This window comes from Streptomyces paromomycinus, assembly GCF_003865155.1.
In the GTDB taxonomy this organism is placed as follows: Bacteria; Actinomycetota; Actinomycetes; order Streptomycetales; family Streptomycetaceae; genus Streptomyces; species Streptomyces chrestomyceticus.
Genome location: NZ_BHZD01000001.1, coordinates 5,015,665 through 5,031,026, shown reverse-complemented (window position 1 = coordinate 5,031,026; position 15,362 = coordinate 5,015,665). Strand labels below are relative to the sequence as shown.

The 15,362-nt window shown below is 72.1% G+C and carries 11 protein-coding genes; 7 read left to right on the top strand and 4 right to left on the bottom strand.

The features are described from left to right. Positions 1 to 9: 9 nt before the first annotated feature. A complete protein-coding gene (gene aspS / locus OEIGOIKO_RS21300; RefSeq protein WP_125055386.1) occupies positions 10 to 1,773 on the bottom strand; it encodes an aspartate--tRNA ligase in 1,764 nt (587 codons plus the stop codon). A gap of 174 nt (positions 1,774 to 1,947) precedes the next feature. Here aspS and OEIGOIKO_RS21295 point away from each other — a divergent pair, with 174 nt between their 5' ends. Continuing rightward, a complete protein-coding gene (locus OEIGOIKO_RS21295) occupies positions 1,948 to 4,200 on the top strand; it encodes an ATP-binding SpoIIE family protein phosphatase (protein WP_246177463.1) in 2,253 nt (750 codons plus the stop codon). On the opposite strand, the gene OEIGOIKO_RS21290 is transcribed toward OEIGOIKO_RS21295, so the two are convergent. Further along, positions 4,089 to 5,249: an AI-2E family transporter gene (locus OEIGOIKO_RS21290; protein WP_246177462.1), complete on the bottom strand. Its 1,161-nt coding sequence runs from the start codon at positions 5,247 to 5,249 to the stop codon at positions 4,089 to 4,091. The genes OEIGOIKO_RS21295 and OEIGOIKO_RS21290 overlap by 112 nt on opposite strands. Positions 5,250 to 5,387: 138 nt before the next feature. After that, positions 5,388 to 6,344: a pirin family protein gene (locus OEIGOIKO_RS21285; RefSeq protein ID WP_125055385.1), complete on the bottom strand. Its 957-nt coding sequence runs from the start codon at positions 6,342 to 6,344 to the stop codon at positions 5,388 to 5,390. Positions 6,345 to 6,673: 329 nt separating this feature from the next. Here OEIGOIKO_RS21285 and OEIGOIKO_RS21280 point away from each other — a divergent pair, with 329 nt between their 5' ends. Further along, positions 6,674 to 7,084: a hypothetical protein gene (locus OEIGOIKO_RS21280; RefSeq protein ID WP_125055384.1), complete on the top strand. Its 411-nt coding sequence runs from the start codon at positions 6,674 to 6,676 to the stop codon at positions 7,082 to 7,084. 84 nt (positions 7,085 to 7,168) lie between these two features. On the opposite strand, the gene OEIGOIKO_RS21275 is transcribed toward OEIGOIKO_RS21280, so the two are convergent. Next, entirely contained in the window at positions 7,169 to 7,639 is a 471-nt protein-coding gene (locus OEIGOIKO_RS21275; RefSeq protein ID WP_003980379.1) for an SseB family protein, read from the bottom strand. An 87-nt stretch (positions 7,640 to 7,726) separates the two neighbouring features. On the opposite strand from OEIGOIKO_RS21275, the gene OEIGOIKO_RS21270 reads away from it, so the two are divergent. The 5 genes from OEIGOIKO_RS21270 to OEIGOIKO_RS21250 all read left to right on the top strand — a co-directional run bounded on the left by OEIGOIKO_RS21270 (position 7,727) and on the right by OEIGOIKO_RS21250 (position 15,245). Then, positions 7,727 to 8,164: a hypothetical protein gene (locus OEIGOIKO_RS21270; RefSeq protein WP_125055383.1), complete on the top strand. Its 438-nt coding sequence runs from the start codon at positions 7,727 to 7,729 to the stop codon at positions 8,162 to 8,164. 256 nt (positions 8,165 to 8,420) lie between these two features. After that, entirely contained in the window at positions 8,421 to 10,247 is a 1,827-nt protein-coding gene (locus OEIGOIKO_RS21265) for an acyl-CoA dehydrogenase (RefSeq protein WP_125055382.1), read from the top strand. A 439-nt stretch (positions 10,248 to 10,686) separates the two neighbouring features. Then, positions 10,687 to 11,982, top strand: coding sequence for a M18 family aminopeptidase (locus OEIGOIKO_RS21260; RefSeq protein ID WP_031012416.1), 1,296 nt, complete (start codon positions 10,687 to 10,689; stop codon positions 11,980 to 11,982). Between the two features lies 1 nt (position 11,983). Beyond that, positions 11,984 to 13,978, top strand: coding sequence for an AfsR/SARP family transcriptional regulator (locus OEIGOIKO_RS21255; RefSeq protein WP_125055381.1), 1,995 nt, complete (start codon positions 11,984 to 11,986; stop codon positions 13,976 to 13,978). Positions 13,979 to 14,288: 310 nt separating this feature from the next. Continuing rightward, positions 14,289 to 15,245 (top strand): hypothetical protein, encoded by a 957-nt coding sequence (locus tag OEIGOIKO_RS21250; RefSeq protein WP_246177461.1) that lies wholly within the window; start codon positions 14,289 to 14,291, stop codon positions 15,243 to 15,245. Positions 15,246 to 15,362: the final 117 nt, after the last annotated feature.

The following is a 15,362-nucleotide window of genomic DNA, read 5'->3' as shown; positions in this document are numbered from 1 at the left end:
ACGAATGAACTACTTCACCTGCGGCTTCCGGATCGACAGGTGCAGCTCCTTCAGCCGCGACTCCTCGACCTCCGACGGAGCGCCCATGAGCAGGTCCTGGGCGTTGCCGTTCAGCGGGAAGGCGATGGTCTCGCGGATGTTGGGCTCGTCGGCGAGGAGCATGACGATGCGGTCCACGCCCGGGGCGATGCCGCCGTGCGGCGGGGCGCCGAACTTGAAGGCGCGGAGCATGCCGCCGAACTCGGCCTCGACGGTGTCCTTGTCGTAGCCGGCGATGGCGAACGCCTTGTACATGACGTCCGGCTCGTGGTTGCGGATGGCGCCGGAGGACAGCTCGACGCCGTTGCAGACGATGTCGTACTGCCAGGCCAGGATGTCCAGCGGGTCCTTGGTCTCCAGCGCTTCCAGGCCGCCCTGCGGCATGGAGAACGGGTTGTGGGAGAACTCGATCTTGCCGGTGTCCTCGTCCTTCTCGAACATCGGGAAGTCGACGATCCAGCAGAAGCGGAACTCGCCCTCGACGAAGTGGCCGGTGCGCTTGGCCGCCTCGACGCGGACCGCGCCCATGATCTTGGAGACCTCGTCGAACTCGCCGGCGCCGAAGAAGACGGCCGAGCCGGGCTTCAGGTCCAGGGCCTCGACCAGCGCCTTCACGTCGTCCTCGGTGAGGAACTTGGCGATCGGGCCGGAGAGAGCGTTCGACTCGCCGACGCGGACCCAGGCCAGGCCCTTCGCGCCCTGCTGGACGGCGAAGTCACCCATCTGGTCGAAGAACTTGCGCGGCTGGTCGGCGGTGTCCGGCACGGCCAGGGCGCGGACGTGCTTGTCGGCGAACGCCTTGAAGCCGGAGCCGGCGAAGACCGACGAGACGTCGACGAGCTCCAGCTCGGCACGGAGGTCCGGCTTGTCGGAGCCGTACTTGAGCATCGACTCGCGGAACGGGATGCGCGGGAACGGCGAGGTGACCGTGCGGCCGCCGCCGAACTCGGTGAACAGCTCGGTCATCAGCTGCTCGATCGGGCCGAAGACGTCCTCCTGCTCGACGAAGCTCATCTCGACGTCGAGCTGGTAGAACTCGCCCGGCGAGCGGTCGGCGCGGGCGTCCTCGTCGCGGAAGCAGGGCGCGATCTGGAAGTAGCGGTCGAAGCCCGCGATCATCAGCAGCTGCTTGAACTGCTGCGGGGCCTGCGGCAGCGCGTAGAACTTACCGGCGTGCAGCCGGGACGGGACGAGGAAGTCGCGGGCGCCCTCGGGGGAGGTCGCGGACAGGATCGGCGTCGCCATCTCGTTGAAGCCGAGTGCGGTCATCTTGTGCCGGATGGCGGAGATGACGGCGGTGCGCAGCATCAGGTTGCGGTGCATCCGCTCGCGGCGCAGGTCGAGGAAGCGGTATTCGAGGCGCTTCTCCTCGTTGACCCCGTCCTCGGCGTTGATCGTGAAGGGGATCTGCTCGGCGGCGCCCAGCACCTCGACGGCCGTGACCTCGACCTCGATCTCGCCGGTGGGCAGGTCGGGGTTGACGTTGTCCGCGCCGCGGGCGCTGACCTTGCCGTCGATCCGGACGACGGACTCCTTGGTCAGCGAGCCGAGCGCCTCGTTGGCGGGGGTGCCGGGGCGGGCGACGAGCTGGACCAGACCGTAGTGGTCGCGCAGATCGATGAAGAGGATGCCGCCCAGGTCACGTCGATTGTGCAGCCAGCCGCTGAGGCGGACGTCGGTGTCGACGTCCGCGGCTCGGAGCTCGCCACAGTTATGGGACCGGTACCGATGCATCGCTCATCCAAGTCGTCGCAAGTTGGAGTGTGAGAGTTAACTGCTCCAGGTTACCGGTCGGCCTGGGACGCCGATTGACATATCCGCGTCAAGTTGGCCATGCGAAGATGGGGGTGTCCGCCGCGGTGCCCGCCGCACTGGTCGGCCCCCGTCAAACCCACATAAAGTGATGCAATGCGCACCAAGGACCTCCTGGCCGCCACCGCGACCGGCCTGTGGCGCTGGGACAACGTCTCGGGCGAAGTGACCCTCGACGCCGAGACCGCCCGGCTGCTGGGGCTGCCCGCGGAGCCCACCGAGCTGTCCGAGGCGGCCATGCGCTCCCGCCTCCACCCCGCCGACTTCGCCGAGATCACCGGCATCGTCAACCTCTCCGTCACCGAGAGCAGCGTCGCCGAGGCCCGGCTGCGCGTCATGGACAGCGCCGGCCGGGTACTGCGCACCGTCCGCACCCGCTCCCGCGCCTTCCTGCGCAGCGACACCGACCACACGGACTACGAGCTGGTCGGCACCGTCCAGGAGATCTTCGAGACACAGCCCGGCACCGCCTCCCCGCACGCCCCGGCCACCGGCGACTGGCGCCGCTCCCGCGAGGCGTTCCTGCTGGACGCGGGCCGCGCGCTCGCCGAGGCGCACTCCACCGCCGAGGTGCTGCGCGTCGCCGCCGGCCTGTCCATGCCCGGCTTCAGCCCGGACGGTCTGGCGGTCTTCGGCATCGAGGGCGACCGGATCTCCGTCATCGGCCATCACGGGCACCGGCAGGGCGATCTCGCCCCCTTCGTCGACATGCCGCTGGACACCGACTACCCGGCCGCCGAGGTGGTACGGACCGGCCGCGCCATCTACCTGCCTACCCCCGAGGACTACCGCCGCCGCTACCCCGCCACCTGGCCGCTGGCCGCCGCCTTCCACCGGGCGTCCTGGGCCTTCCTGCCCCTGGTGAGCGCGGGCCGCACGGTCGGCGCCTGGATGGCGGCCTTCGGCACGCCGGTCGCCTTCACCCCCGACGAGCGCTCGGTGCTCACCACCGTCGCCCGGATGCTCGCCCAGGCGCTGGCCCGCGCCGGCGACCAGGAGTCGCGGCGCGAGCTGACCGACGGCCTCCAGCGCAGCATGATGCCGACGGTGCACCCGGACATCCCCGGCATGACGGTGGCGGCGCGGTACGTGCCGACCGGCGGCGGCCTGGAGGTCGGCGGCGACTGGTACGACATGATCACGCTGCCGTCCGGCCGGATCGCGCTGGTCATCGGCGACGTGCAGGGCCACGACGTACGGGCCGCCGGCCTGATGGGGCAGCTGCGGATCGCCCTGCGCGCCTACGCCTCCGAGGGCCACCACCCGGACGCGGTGCTCTCCCGCGCCTCCCGCTTCCTGTCCGGCATCAACGACACCGAGTTCGGCGGCGAGGACCCGCGCTTCGCCACCTGCCTCTACATCGAGGTGGACCCGGCGACCGGCCTGCTGGACATCGCGCGGGCCGGGCACCCCGACCCCACCGTCCGGATGGCCGACGGGACCGTCCTCGTCCGGCCCACCGCGGGCGGGCTGCCGCTGGGCATCGTGCCGGACACCGACTACCCCACCACCCGGCTCGTGCTGGAGCCCGGCGAGACGATGCTGGTCTGCACGGACGGGCTGATCGAGACCGGCGGGCACGACCTGGAGTCGGGCTGGGCGCGGCTGCGCAAGGTGATCGAGACGTACGGGGCCGAGGACCCGTCCGGCAACGCCACGGCCATGGCCGCCCCGACCCTGGAGGACGCGGCGGGCCTGGAGAAGCTCGCCGACGCGCTCGTGCGGGCCGTGCACGGCCCGCCGTCGTACCACACCACCGGTCCGTTCATGGACCGCCGCGAGGACGACATAGCGATGCTGCTGCTGTGCCGCGAGGGCGGCAGCTGCGGAGTCGGTACGGGCGGCACGGCGGCGCACCGGCCCGTCCGCCGTACGGTGCTGACCGTCAAGCAGGCCGAGCCCGAGCGGATAGCGGAGGCCCGCCACCAGGTCCGCGACGTGCTGCACGACTGGTCCGACGAGGACCAGGTCGACTCGGCCGTCCTGATGGTCTCCGAGATGGTCACCAATGTGCTGATGCACACCGACGGTGACGCGCTGCTGGTCGCGGAGATCACCGGGGAGAAGGGCAGCCGCCGGATCCGCGTCGACGTCGCCGACAGCAGCGACGAGCTGCCGCACCGCCGCACCCCGGGGGAACTGGCCTCCTCGGGGCGCGGCCTGGTGCTGATGGAACTGCTGGCGGGCGCGTGGGGCGTGGACCCGCGCGGCGACGGCAAGTCGACGTGGTTCGAGCTCTACGAGGACGCGGCGGGCGGCGCCGAACCGTCACTGGCGGACCTCTCCGCCCCGACGGCCGCCGGGTCGGCCGGGCCACCGGCCGACCCGCTGCCCGAACCCGCGGCGTAGTGCCGGCGCAGCTCCGAGAGCACGCCGAACGCCGCCGCGGTCAGCGGCACGGACAGCAGCATCCCCATCACCCCGGCGACGCTGGCGCCCGCGGTGATCGCCAGCATCACGATGGCCGGGTGCATCTGGACCGTACGGCTCTGCACGATCGGCTGGAGGATGTGCCCCTCCAGGAAGAACACCACCAGGACGATGCCCAGCGTCCACAGCGCGATGGCCGGGCCCCGGTCGTCGGCGAACGCGACCAGCACGGCCACCGAGCCGGACAGGAACGAGCCCAGGTACGGGATGTAGGCGCCCACGAAGACCAGCGCGCCCAGCCCGAACGCGCCGGGCACCTGGAGGATCAGCAGGCCGACGGTGATGCCGACCGCGTCGATCAGCGCGATCAGCGTCGTACCGCGCATGAAGCCCTCGATGGCCTGGTAGCCGCGGCGGGCCATCTGCTCCAGCCCCGGGCCGGAGTCGCCGGGCGCCCAGTCGTGCAGGGCGCGGACGGCCTTGTCCGCGTCGCGCAGGAAGAAGAACGTCAGGAACAGCGCGAGGACGGACGCGGCGAGGGTGGCCGCGACGACGCCGACGCCCTCCAGGACGCCGGTGGCCGCGGTGCCGCCGAACTTCCCTATGAAGGGCTTGGCGTTGGAGACGATGTCGTCCAGTGAGGTGCCGGCGGCGCCGAAGTGCCGGGACACCTCCTTGGCCGCGTCCTTGAGCGAGGCGATGATCTGGTCGCCGGTGTCGATCAGCGCGCTGACGACGATGTACCCGGCGCCGCCGACCACCACGACCAGCAGGGCGCAGGTCAGCGCGGCGGCCAGCGAGCGGTTCAGCTTCATCGCCACCAGCCGCCGGTAGACCGGCCCGAGCAGCGCACTGCCGAGCAGGGCCAGCAGGACGGGGGTGACGGCGGCGCTCAGGGTCACACACAGCCAGACGCCGAGGGCCGCCACGGCGGCGACGAGCAGGCCCACGCCGCACCAGGCCGCGGCGCGGCGGGCGGCGACCGGGAGCAGTGGCTGACGGTCCGGGGGTCTCAGATCGTTTCGCACCCCGCCAGTGGATCACGGGGCCGCTCGAACAGGGCGGCATTCCGCCGCGAGCGGATGCGGTCTTGAAGCGGACGCGGGCGGGTACGGACCGGAGTCGGCCCGTACCCGCTGCCCGCTGTCCCCTGTCGCTGTCCCCGCTCAGTGGCCCTCGGCCGGCACCGTCCCCAGCCGCCCCGCCTGGAAGTCCTCGAAGGCCTGGGCCAGTTCGGCGTGGGTGTTCATGACGAACGGGCCGTAGTGCATCATCGGCTCGCGGATCGGCTGCCCGCCGAGCAGCACGACCTCCAGGTTGGGGCTGCGGGACTCCTGCGTGGCGTCCGCCCGGAGGGTGAGCGCGTCGCCGCCGGGTCCGAACACGACGGTCTGCCCCGTACGGAACGGCCGCCCGAGCGGGCCCGCGGTGCCGCGGCCGGCCAGTCCGTACGCCAGCGCGTTGAAGTCCGACCGCCACGGGATGGTCACCTCGGCGCCGGGGCTGACCGAGACGTGCATCATCGTGATCGGGGTGTGGGTGATCCCAGGCCCTTCATGGCCGGCGATGTCGCCCGCGATCAGCCGCAGCAGCGCGCCGCCGTCCGCCGAGGTCAGCAGCTTCACCTGGCCGCCACCGATGTCCTGGTAGCGCGGCGCCATCATCTTGTCCTTCTTGGGCAGGTTCACCCACAGCTGGAGGCCGTGGAAGAGCCCGCCCGTCATGACCAGCTCCTCCGGCGGCGCCTCGATGTGCAGCAGGCCGGAGCCCGCCGTCATCCACTGGGTGTCGCCGTCGTTGATGACGCCGCCGCCGCCGTGCGAGTCACGGTGGATGAAGCTGCCGTCGATCAGGTACGTGACGGTCTCGAAGCCGCGGTGCGGGTGCCAGGGGGTGCCCTTGGGCTCGCCCGGCGCGTACTCCACCTCGCCCATCTGATCCATCATGATGAACGGGTCCAGGTGCCGGTAGTCGATGCCGGCGAAGGCCCGGCGCACCGGAAAGCCCTCCCCCTCGAACCCGCCGGGCGCGGTGGACACCGCGAGCACGGCCCGCGGCCGGGCGTCGGCGGGCGCCGCCACCCGGGGCAGGGTCAGCGGATTCTCTACGGTCACTGCGGGCATGACGGCCTCCTCGGTCGTTCGCCGTTCAACTTAGTTGAACTCTGAACAACCTGCAAGGTGCCGCCCATTCCCGCGGCACGTGCGCCGACAAAAGCGCTGGTCAGAGCGGCGCCCGAAAGCGGTGGGCGGCGTACCACTTCCGGCACACCCACGCCTCTCGCGCCGGGCGGGCGGCGCGGGCACTCTGGACGCATGGGCACATCCGCTCAGGACCCAGCGGGCCATGGACAAGGGTGGAGGCAGCCGGACCAGGGTCCCCGGCGGCCTCGGATCAAGGACAGCCGGCACCGCCCGGCTCGCCGTACGCGGCACCGCCACCTCGTACGGGCATGACCGAGCGCGAGGTCACCGCGATCACCGGCCCGTGCGAGTCCTCGGCGGAGGACGAGGTGGCGGGGGTCCGCGGCAAGGTGCTGACCTGCCGGGGCGCCGAGGCCTTCAGCGCGGCGACGTTCACGTTCAGCAACGGGCGGCTGGCTGCCAAGGGGCAGGTGGGGCTCGGCGGCGACCAGGCGCGGAAGGGGTCGATGACCAAGGAGAAGTACGACCGGCTGCGGACCGGCATGAGCCTGAAGGAAGCGCTGGCCGTCGCGGGGAGGTGCGAGAAGAACTCGGACACCGACCTCGCGGGCAGCTCGGCGACCGGTTACACCTGCACCGCCGCCGACGGGCTGGGCAGCGCCTCGCTCACCTTCGCCGACGGGAAGCTGGTGGCGAAGGCGCAGGCCGGGCTGGAGTGACGGGCGCGGGACCGGGCCGGGGCTTGTGGAAGTGTGCGGCGGCACCCCCGGGTGCCGCCGTCAGATGCCGCCCTCGGGCGTGTTTCAGCCGTACATCCGGCGCATCGCGAAGTCGACCATCTGCTCCACCGACTTGGCGTCGAAGACCATCCGGTGGTCGCCCTCCATGTCCAGCACGAAGCCGTAGCCGGTGGGGAGCAGGTCCAGGACCTCGGCGCCGGTGATCACGAAGTACTTGGACTCCTTGCCCGCGTACCGGCGCAGCTCCTTGAGCGAGGTGAACATCGGGATGACCGGCTGCTGCGTGTTGTGCAGCGCCAGGAACCCGGGGTTGTCGCCGCGCGGGCAGTAGACCTTGGAGGTGGAGAAGATGCCCTGGAAGTCCTCCGCCGACATCGAGCCGGTGGTGAAGGCCCGCACCGCGTCGGCGAGGGAGGGCGGGGACGGCTCGGGGTAGAGGGGCTGCTCGCCGTAGCCGCCGGGGGCCGGGTGCTGCGGCGGGGGCGCACCGTACTGTTGCTGCCCGGCGCCCGCGTTCTGGTCGTAGCCGTACATGCGGCACAGCGTACTGAGTCGGCGCGGTACGTACGCCGCTACGTTGGAAGAGCTCCGAGTCCGCCGACCGACCGAGGCCCCGCACCGATGACCGATCGCGATCGACCGAAGCCGCGCGTCACCCGCGGCGGCGTGCTGCTCACCGTCAGCGCCCTGACCGCCTGCGGGCTGATGCTGTTCGGTGCCATCCAGCTCAGGGACGCGCAGGCGTCCTGGTCCCTGACGTACGAGGCCACCTCCACGGGCGGGCCGCCGCGGGCCGCCGAGGTGCGCTACCGGCACTCGGACAGCGGCGACGAGCACGAGGAGGAGACCGGCGGGACGCGCCTGCCCTGGCGCGAGACGGTGGTCGTGGACGCCGGCGAGGAGGCGTGGCTGGAGGTGCGGCCGGCCGGGAACGGGACGGCTTCCTGCCGGATCCTGCTCGACGGCGAGCGCCAGGTCGCCTCGGGGAAGTCCCCGGGGCCGGGCGAGCCCGCCGTGTGCCGGGTGACCACCAGTGGCACGTCGCAGCAGTGGCGGTAGGCGTACCGCGACGGGCAACGACCGTACGACAGGGCCGCCCGGCCCCTCCGGACCAGCACAAACAGGGCATCACGGCCCCTGAGGACGCACGGCGGGGGCCCTGGCGCCGCTCATTGACGCTCGTCACAGATGGGCGGTCAGGGGTTGCTTCTTATTACCGACGGGTAGCATCATCGTAGCTACTTGCTGGTATTGCGTTTGAGGTCCCTCGCTTCCAAGCGCTGGGTCTCCTCCCGAACCTTACGGAGCCGTACCCATGGGCCACTACAAGTCGAATCTCCGCGACATCGAGTTCAACCTCTTCGAGGTGCTCGGCCGCGACGCCGTGTACGGCACCGGACCGTTCGCGGAGATGGACGTCGACACCGCCAAGAGCGTGCTGAGCGAGATCGCCCGGCTCTCCGAGAACGAGCTGGCGGACTCCTTCGCGGACACCGACCGCAACCCGCCGGTCTTCGACCCGGACACCAACACCGCGCCGGTGCCCGACACCTTCAAGAAGAGCTACCAGGCGTACATGGACGCCGAGTGGTGGCGGCTGGGCATCCCGGAGGAGATCGGCGGCACCACCGCGCCGCGCTCCCTGCTGTGGGCCTTCGCCGAGACCATCCTGGGCGCCAACCCGGCGATCTGGATGTACGCCTCCGGCCCGGCCTTCGCGGGTGTGCTCCACGAGGAGGGCACCGAGGAGCAGCACCGGATCGCGCAGCTGATGGTGGACAAGCAGTGGGGCTCCACCATGGTGCTGACCGAGCCCGACGCGGGTTCGGACGTCGGCGCCGGCCGCACCAAGGCCACCCAGCAGGCGGACGGCACCTGGCACATCGAGGGCGTCAAGCGCTTCATCACCTCCGGTGAGCACGACATGTCCGAGAACATCGTGCACTTCGTGCTGGCGCGTCCCGAGGGCGCCGGTCCGGGCACCAAGGGCCTGTCGCTCTTCATCGTGCCGAAGTACGACTTCGACTGGGAGACCGGCGAGCTGGGCGAGCGCAACGGCGTCTACGCCACCAACGTCGAGCACAAGATGGGCCTGAAGGCCTCCAACACCTGCGAGATGACCTTCGGCGCCAACCACCCGGCCAAGGGCTGGCTGCTGGGCGAGAAGCACGACGGCATCCGCCAGATGTTCAAGATCATCGAGTTCGCGCGGATGATGGTCGGCACGAAGGCCATCGCCACCCTCTCCACCGGCTACCTCAACGCCCTGGAGTACGCCAAGGAGCGCGTGCAGGGCCCGGACCTCGCCGCCTTCACCGACAAGACCGCGCCGCGCGTCACCATCACCCACCACCCCGACGTGCGCCGCGCCCTGATGACCCAGAAGGCGTACGCCGAGGGCATGCGCGCCCTGGTGCTCTACACCGCGACCGTCCAGGACGAGATCATCGCCAAGGAGGCCGCGGGCGAGGACGCCTCCGCCGCGACCCGCCTGAACGACCTGCTGCTGCCGATCGTCAAGGGCTACGGCTCGGAGAAGTCCTACGAGCAGCTGGCCCAGTCGCTGCAGACCTTCGGCGGCTCCGGGTACCTCCAGGAGTACCCGATCGAGCAGTACATCCGGGACGCCAAGATCGACACCCTCTACGAGGGCACCACCGCCATCCAGGGCCAGGACTTCTTCTTCCGGAAGATCGTCCGGGACCAGGGCCAGGCACTGACCGCGCTCTCCGAGGAGATCAAGAAGTTCCTCGCGGAGGCCGTCGGCGGCGAGGCGCTGGAGGCCGCCCGCGGCGAGCTGGCCACGGCAGCCGCCGACCTGGAGGCGATCGTCGGCGCGATGCTGACCGACCTGGCCGGCACCGAGAAGGACGTGAAGTCCATCTACAAGGTGGGGCTGAACACCACCCGCCTGCTGATGGCCTCCGGCGACGTCGTCATCGGCTACCTGCTCCTGAAGGGCGCCGCGGTCGCGAGCGAGAAGCTGGCGGGCGCCTCCAGCAAGGACAAGCCGTTCTACGAGGGCAAGATCGCGGCGGCGAAGTTCTTCGCGCACAACGTGCTGCCGGGCGTGTCCGTGCAGCGTGGCCTGGCCGAGACCGTCGACCAGTCGCTGATGGAGCTGGACGAGGCCGCGTTCTGAGGTGACCCGAGGGGCACGGCGCGTCCTGCGGGTCTTCTAAGGCCGGCTTAAGCCCCGTCCGGAAAATACCGGTGCACGGGACGCTCTCACAGCGTTCTCAGACAAGCGCGCCAGACTGGCGTTGCCCGCCTCCCATCCCCCGGGGAGGCGGGCATCGTCGTTCGGGAGGCTGCCGTACGGACTCGGCGGAAGGTGCCCGAACGGGCTCCCGGGAGCTTCCCGTACGGGCCGCCCGGGTACCCGTACGGGCCTCCGGGGGACGCGGACACACACCTCCCGCAACCCGCACGCAGGCCTCCATGAGCCGTGGTCACGGGCCTCCGGGAGCCGCGCGAACGCCGGTCGCCGGGCCACCTTCGGGGCGTTCCGGTTCCCATACCGTGATGCATGCGGATTCGTATACCGGGGAAGGGCTCCCGCTAGTCCTTATGCTGAATCCATGAGCCATTCCGCCCGCTTCGACCGCGGCCACACCGACGACCTGATGTCCTTCCTCGCCGCCTCGCCCTCGCCGTACCACGCAGTGGCCAACGCGGCCGAGCGGCTGGAGAAGGCGGGGTTCCGGCAGGTGGCCGAGACCGACGCCTGGGACGGGGAGAGCGGCGGCAAGTACGTCCTGCGCGGCGGGGCGATCATCGCCTGGTACGTCCCGGAGGGCGCCACCGCGGCCACTCCGTACCGCATCGTCGGCGCCCACACCGACTCGCCCAACCTGCGCGTCAAGCCCATCCCGGACACCGGCCACCGCGGCTGGCGGCAGGTCGCCGTCGAGGTCTACGGCGGCACCCTGCTCAACACCTGGCTCGACCGTGACCTGGGCCTGAGCGGGCGGGTCACGCTGCGCGACGGCAGCACCCGGCTGGTGAACGTCGACCGCGCCCTGATGCGGGTGCCGCAGCTCGCCGTGCACCTGGACCGCTCGGTCAACGCCGACGGCCTCAAGCTCGACAAGCAGCGCCACATGACGCCGATCTGGGGCCTGGGCGAGGTGCGCGAGGGCGACCTGGTCGCCTTCGTGGAGGAGGAGATCGGCGTGCCGGCCGGCGACATACGCGGCTGGGACCTGATGCTCCACAGCATCGAGCCGCCCGCCTACCTCGGCCGCGACCGCGAGCTGGTGGCCGGGCCCCGGATGGACAACCTGCTGTCCGTGCACGCCGGTACGGCCGCGCTGGCGGCGGTCACCACGTCCGACGCGGAGCCGCCGTACATCCCGGTGCTGGCCGCCTTCGACCACGAGGAGAACGGCAGCCAGTCCGACACCGGCGCCGACGGCCCGCTGCTCGGTACGGTGCTGGAACGTTCGGTCTTCGCCCGCGGCGGCTCGTACGAGGACCGCGCCCGCGCCTTCGCCGGCACGGTCTGCCTCTCCTCGGACACCGGCCACGCGCTGCACCCCAACTACACCGAGCGGCACGACCCGGGCCACCACCCGATGCCCAACGGCGGGCCGATCCTGAAGGTCAACGTCAACCAGCGGTACGCCACCGACGGCAGCGGCCGCGCGGTCTTCGCGGACGCCTGCGAGCGGGCCGGCGTGCCGTGGCAGTCCTTCGTCTCCAACAACGCGATGCCCTGCGGCACCACCATCGGGCCGATCACCGCGGCCCGGCACGGAATCGCCACGGTCGACATCGGCGTTGCCATCCTGTCGATGCACTCGGCGCGCGAGCTGTGCGGCAGCGAGGACCCGCACCTGCTGGCGAGCGCCCTGACGGCCTTCCTGGAGGGCTGAGTTGGACTTCTCCCTGCTGGGCCCGATATCCGTCACCACCGGTTCCGGTGAGCTGGCACTCGGGCCCGCCAAACGGAGCAGCGTGCTCGCGCTGCTGCTGTTGCAGCCCAACACGACTGTTCCCCTGGAGCAGTTGATCGACTCCCTGTGGGAGGAGGAACCACCCGAACACGCCCGTACCGTCGTCCAGGGCCATGTCTCGCGGCTGCGCGCCACGCTGGCCAGCGGCGGCGCCGAGGCGTACGGCATCGAACTGGCCACCCACGGCTCGGCGTACCTGCTGCGCCTGCCCGAGGAGCTGATCGACGCCCACCGCTTCGCCGAACTCGTCGCGCTGGCCCGTCCCGAGGCGGCGCCCGCCGACGCGGTGCCGCTGCTGCGCGAGGCGCTCGGACTGTGGCGCGGCCCGGCCCTCACCGGCACGGTCACCAGCCCGCCGTTCGCCGCCGCCGCGCACGCGCTGGAGGAACAGCGGCTCGCCGCGACCGAGGCCCTGGCCCGGGCGCACGGGGCGCTCGGTGAGCACGAACAGGCCGCGGCGATCCTCTACACGGCCGCGGTCAACAACCCGCTGCGGGAAGGGATGGTCGCCGAGCTGATGCGCGCGCTGTTCCGTACGGGGCGGCAGTCGGACGCGATGGAGTGGTTCCACCGGACCCGGCGCCTGCTCGACGAGGAACTGGGCGTCGGCCCCGGGGCGCGGCTCAAGGGCGCCTACGAGGAGATTCTGCGCGCGGAGGAAGCGGGGGCCGGACGAGGCGGCGCGGATTCCGGCACCGGCCAGGACGGCGGCGCGACCGGCCCGACGCACGGCACGGGACGGGCAGCGCAGGGCGCGCGGCAGGGGGCGGGCGCCTCCGACGCGCACCCCACCACCGCCGCGGACCCCCGCGTACCCGCCCAAGGCGGCCGCGGCCCCACGGGCGGCGCACCCGGCCGTACCGCGGGCCCGCCCGCCGTACCCCGTCTGCTGCCCCGGCCGCCCGCCCGCTTCCTCGGACGGGAGCAGCAACTCGCCGCGCTCACCACCGTGGTGCAGTCCGCCGTACCCGGTGAGAGCCCGCTCGCCGTCGTCACCGGCCCGGCCGGCGTCGGCAAGACCGCCTGCGCGGTCCAGTGGTCCCACGCGTACGCCGGGGCCTTCCCCGACGGCCAGCTCTTCGCGGACCTGCGCGGCTTCAACGAGGGCGCGGCGGCCGAACCCGTCGAGATCCTGCGCGACTTCCTGCTCGCGCTCGGCACGCCCCCGGAGCGCGTACCGACGTCCGCGCAGTCGGCCTCCGCGCTGTTCAGGTCGCTGGTGGCCGAACGCCGGCTGCTGGTCGTCCTCGACAACGCGCAGAGCTCCGCCCAGGTACGCCCGCTGCTGCCCGGCGGCGCGCACTGCGCGACGGTCGTCACCAGCCGCAGCCGCCTGGACGGCCTGGTCGCCACCGACGTCGCCAGGCCGGTGCCCGTCCAGGCGCTCGGCGCGGCGGAAGGCACCGCCCTGCTCGGGGCGATGCTCGGCGCGGAACGCGTCGCCGACGACCCGGACGCCGCGCAGGAACTGGTCGCCCTGTGCGACGGACTCCCGCTGGCCCTGCGCGCGGCCGCCGCACAGCTCACGGCCAGGCCGCGCTGGCGCCTGGCCCGCCTGGCCGCCGCACTGCGCGACGAACGGCGGCGCCTGGCTCTGCTGTCCGCCGAGGACACGGGGGTCGCGGCGGCCCTGCGGATGTCCGTGGCCCGCCTCTCGGCGGACGACGCGCGCTTGCTCAGCGCGCTCGCCGCGAACGCCGACGGCCATCTGAACGCGTCCGTCGCGGCGGCGCTGGCCGGCGCCGACCCGGAGGTCATCCAGGAGGGCTTGGACCGGCTCACCGAGATGCACCTGGTCGACGAGGAGGCCACCGACGTCTACACGATCAGCACGCTGACGCAGCTCTTCGCGCGGGACGAAGGGCCGGCCGGGGGGCCGGAGGGGAAGCCGGGCGGGGGTTCCGGCACCGGCTGAGAACGTCAGCGGAGAGCAGTGACCGGCGCGAGGCCGGACGCACGGCCGACGGACCGCCGGCAAAGACGCCGGAGCACGGGGGACGGTCCGGCGGGCGGGCATCAGCGGCGGAGGCGGGCCGTCGCAGCAAGCGCCCGGGGCGGGTCGTAGCAGAGCGTGCCGGGAGCTGACCCGGCGTACGCTCCGGCCCGACGCCCTCGAAGGACGGAACGGACAGCTCCCTCCGTATCCATACGTTTGCGCAACCTCCCCGGTCCCACCCCACGTTCGAGCTGTTCCCTTCCGGGCCGGTACCCCCTACCGTCTCCGGATGCGCATGATCAAACTCCGGTACACGGCCGCGGCCGCGGCTCTCGCCTGCACGGCCTCCCTCGTCGCCGCCCAGTCCGCCACGGCACAGTCCGCCACGGCACGGTCCGCACACCGCGCCGCCCCCGCCTGGCAGAAGGTGGGTGACGGCATCACGTCAGGGATAAGCGGCCTCGCCGTCGTACCGGGTTCCCGGCCCGGCCGGACCGACCTCCTCGTCGCCCGCGACAACAAGGAGCCCGGCGAGAACAGGCTGGCCCTCATACGCCTGCGCCCCGGCGACCGCCCCCAGGTGCGCCCGCTCGCCTGGCGGGGCAGCCGGACACCCGCCGACCTCGAAGCGCTCGACGCGGTCCCCGGCCGGCCCGGCGAGTACGTCGCCCTGGCCAGCGACGGCACCGGCTACCACCTGCGCCTGGACACGGACGCGGGCGGGGCGCGCGTCCTGGGCACCTTCACCGTCCCCGGCGCCTCGGAGGACGACAACTACGAGGGCTTCGCGCTCACCTCCCAGGGGCACCGGCTCGTCGCCGTGTGGGCCGACCGCGGCGAGGACCGCCGCCCCGGCACGCTGCGCGCCGCCCGCCTCGACCTCACCCGGCGCGCCTTCTCCGCCCCGGTCACGGCCACGTTCCGAGCGCCGTACCCCGCCGCGCACGTACGGCACGTCAGCGACCTGAAGATCAGCGCGTCCGGCGCGCTCAAGGTCTCCGCCGCCTCGGACGACGGTGACGACGGCCCGTTCGACTCCGCCCTCTACGACGCGGGGACGGTGTCCGTGGACGGCCGGGGCGCGGTACAGCTGTCCGTACGGAAGACCCCGAAGCCTCTCGGCCGCTACACAGGCCACAAAATAGAGGCGCTGGCCTGCCTGCCGCACTCCCGCCACGGTGTGCTCGGCACCGACGACGAGAACGCGGGCGGCGCGCTCCGCACCGTCGTCGGCGGCCCGTGCTGAAGCGGCGCCGGGGAGCAGTAGCCGATCGCGCCGATCCGGGCCGATTCCGTTAGGCAAGCGTTAGCCAGGCGCCAGGGGAGCACGTCAGGGTGGCAGTACAGCATGCAGCAGACGTAG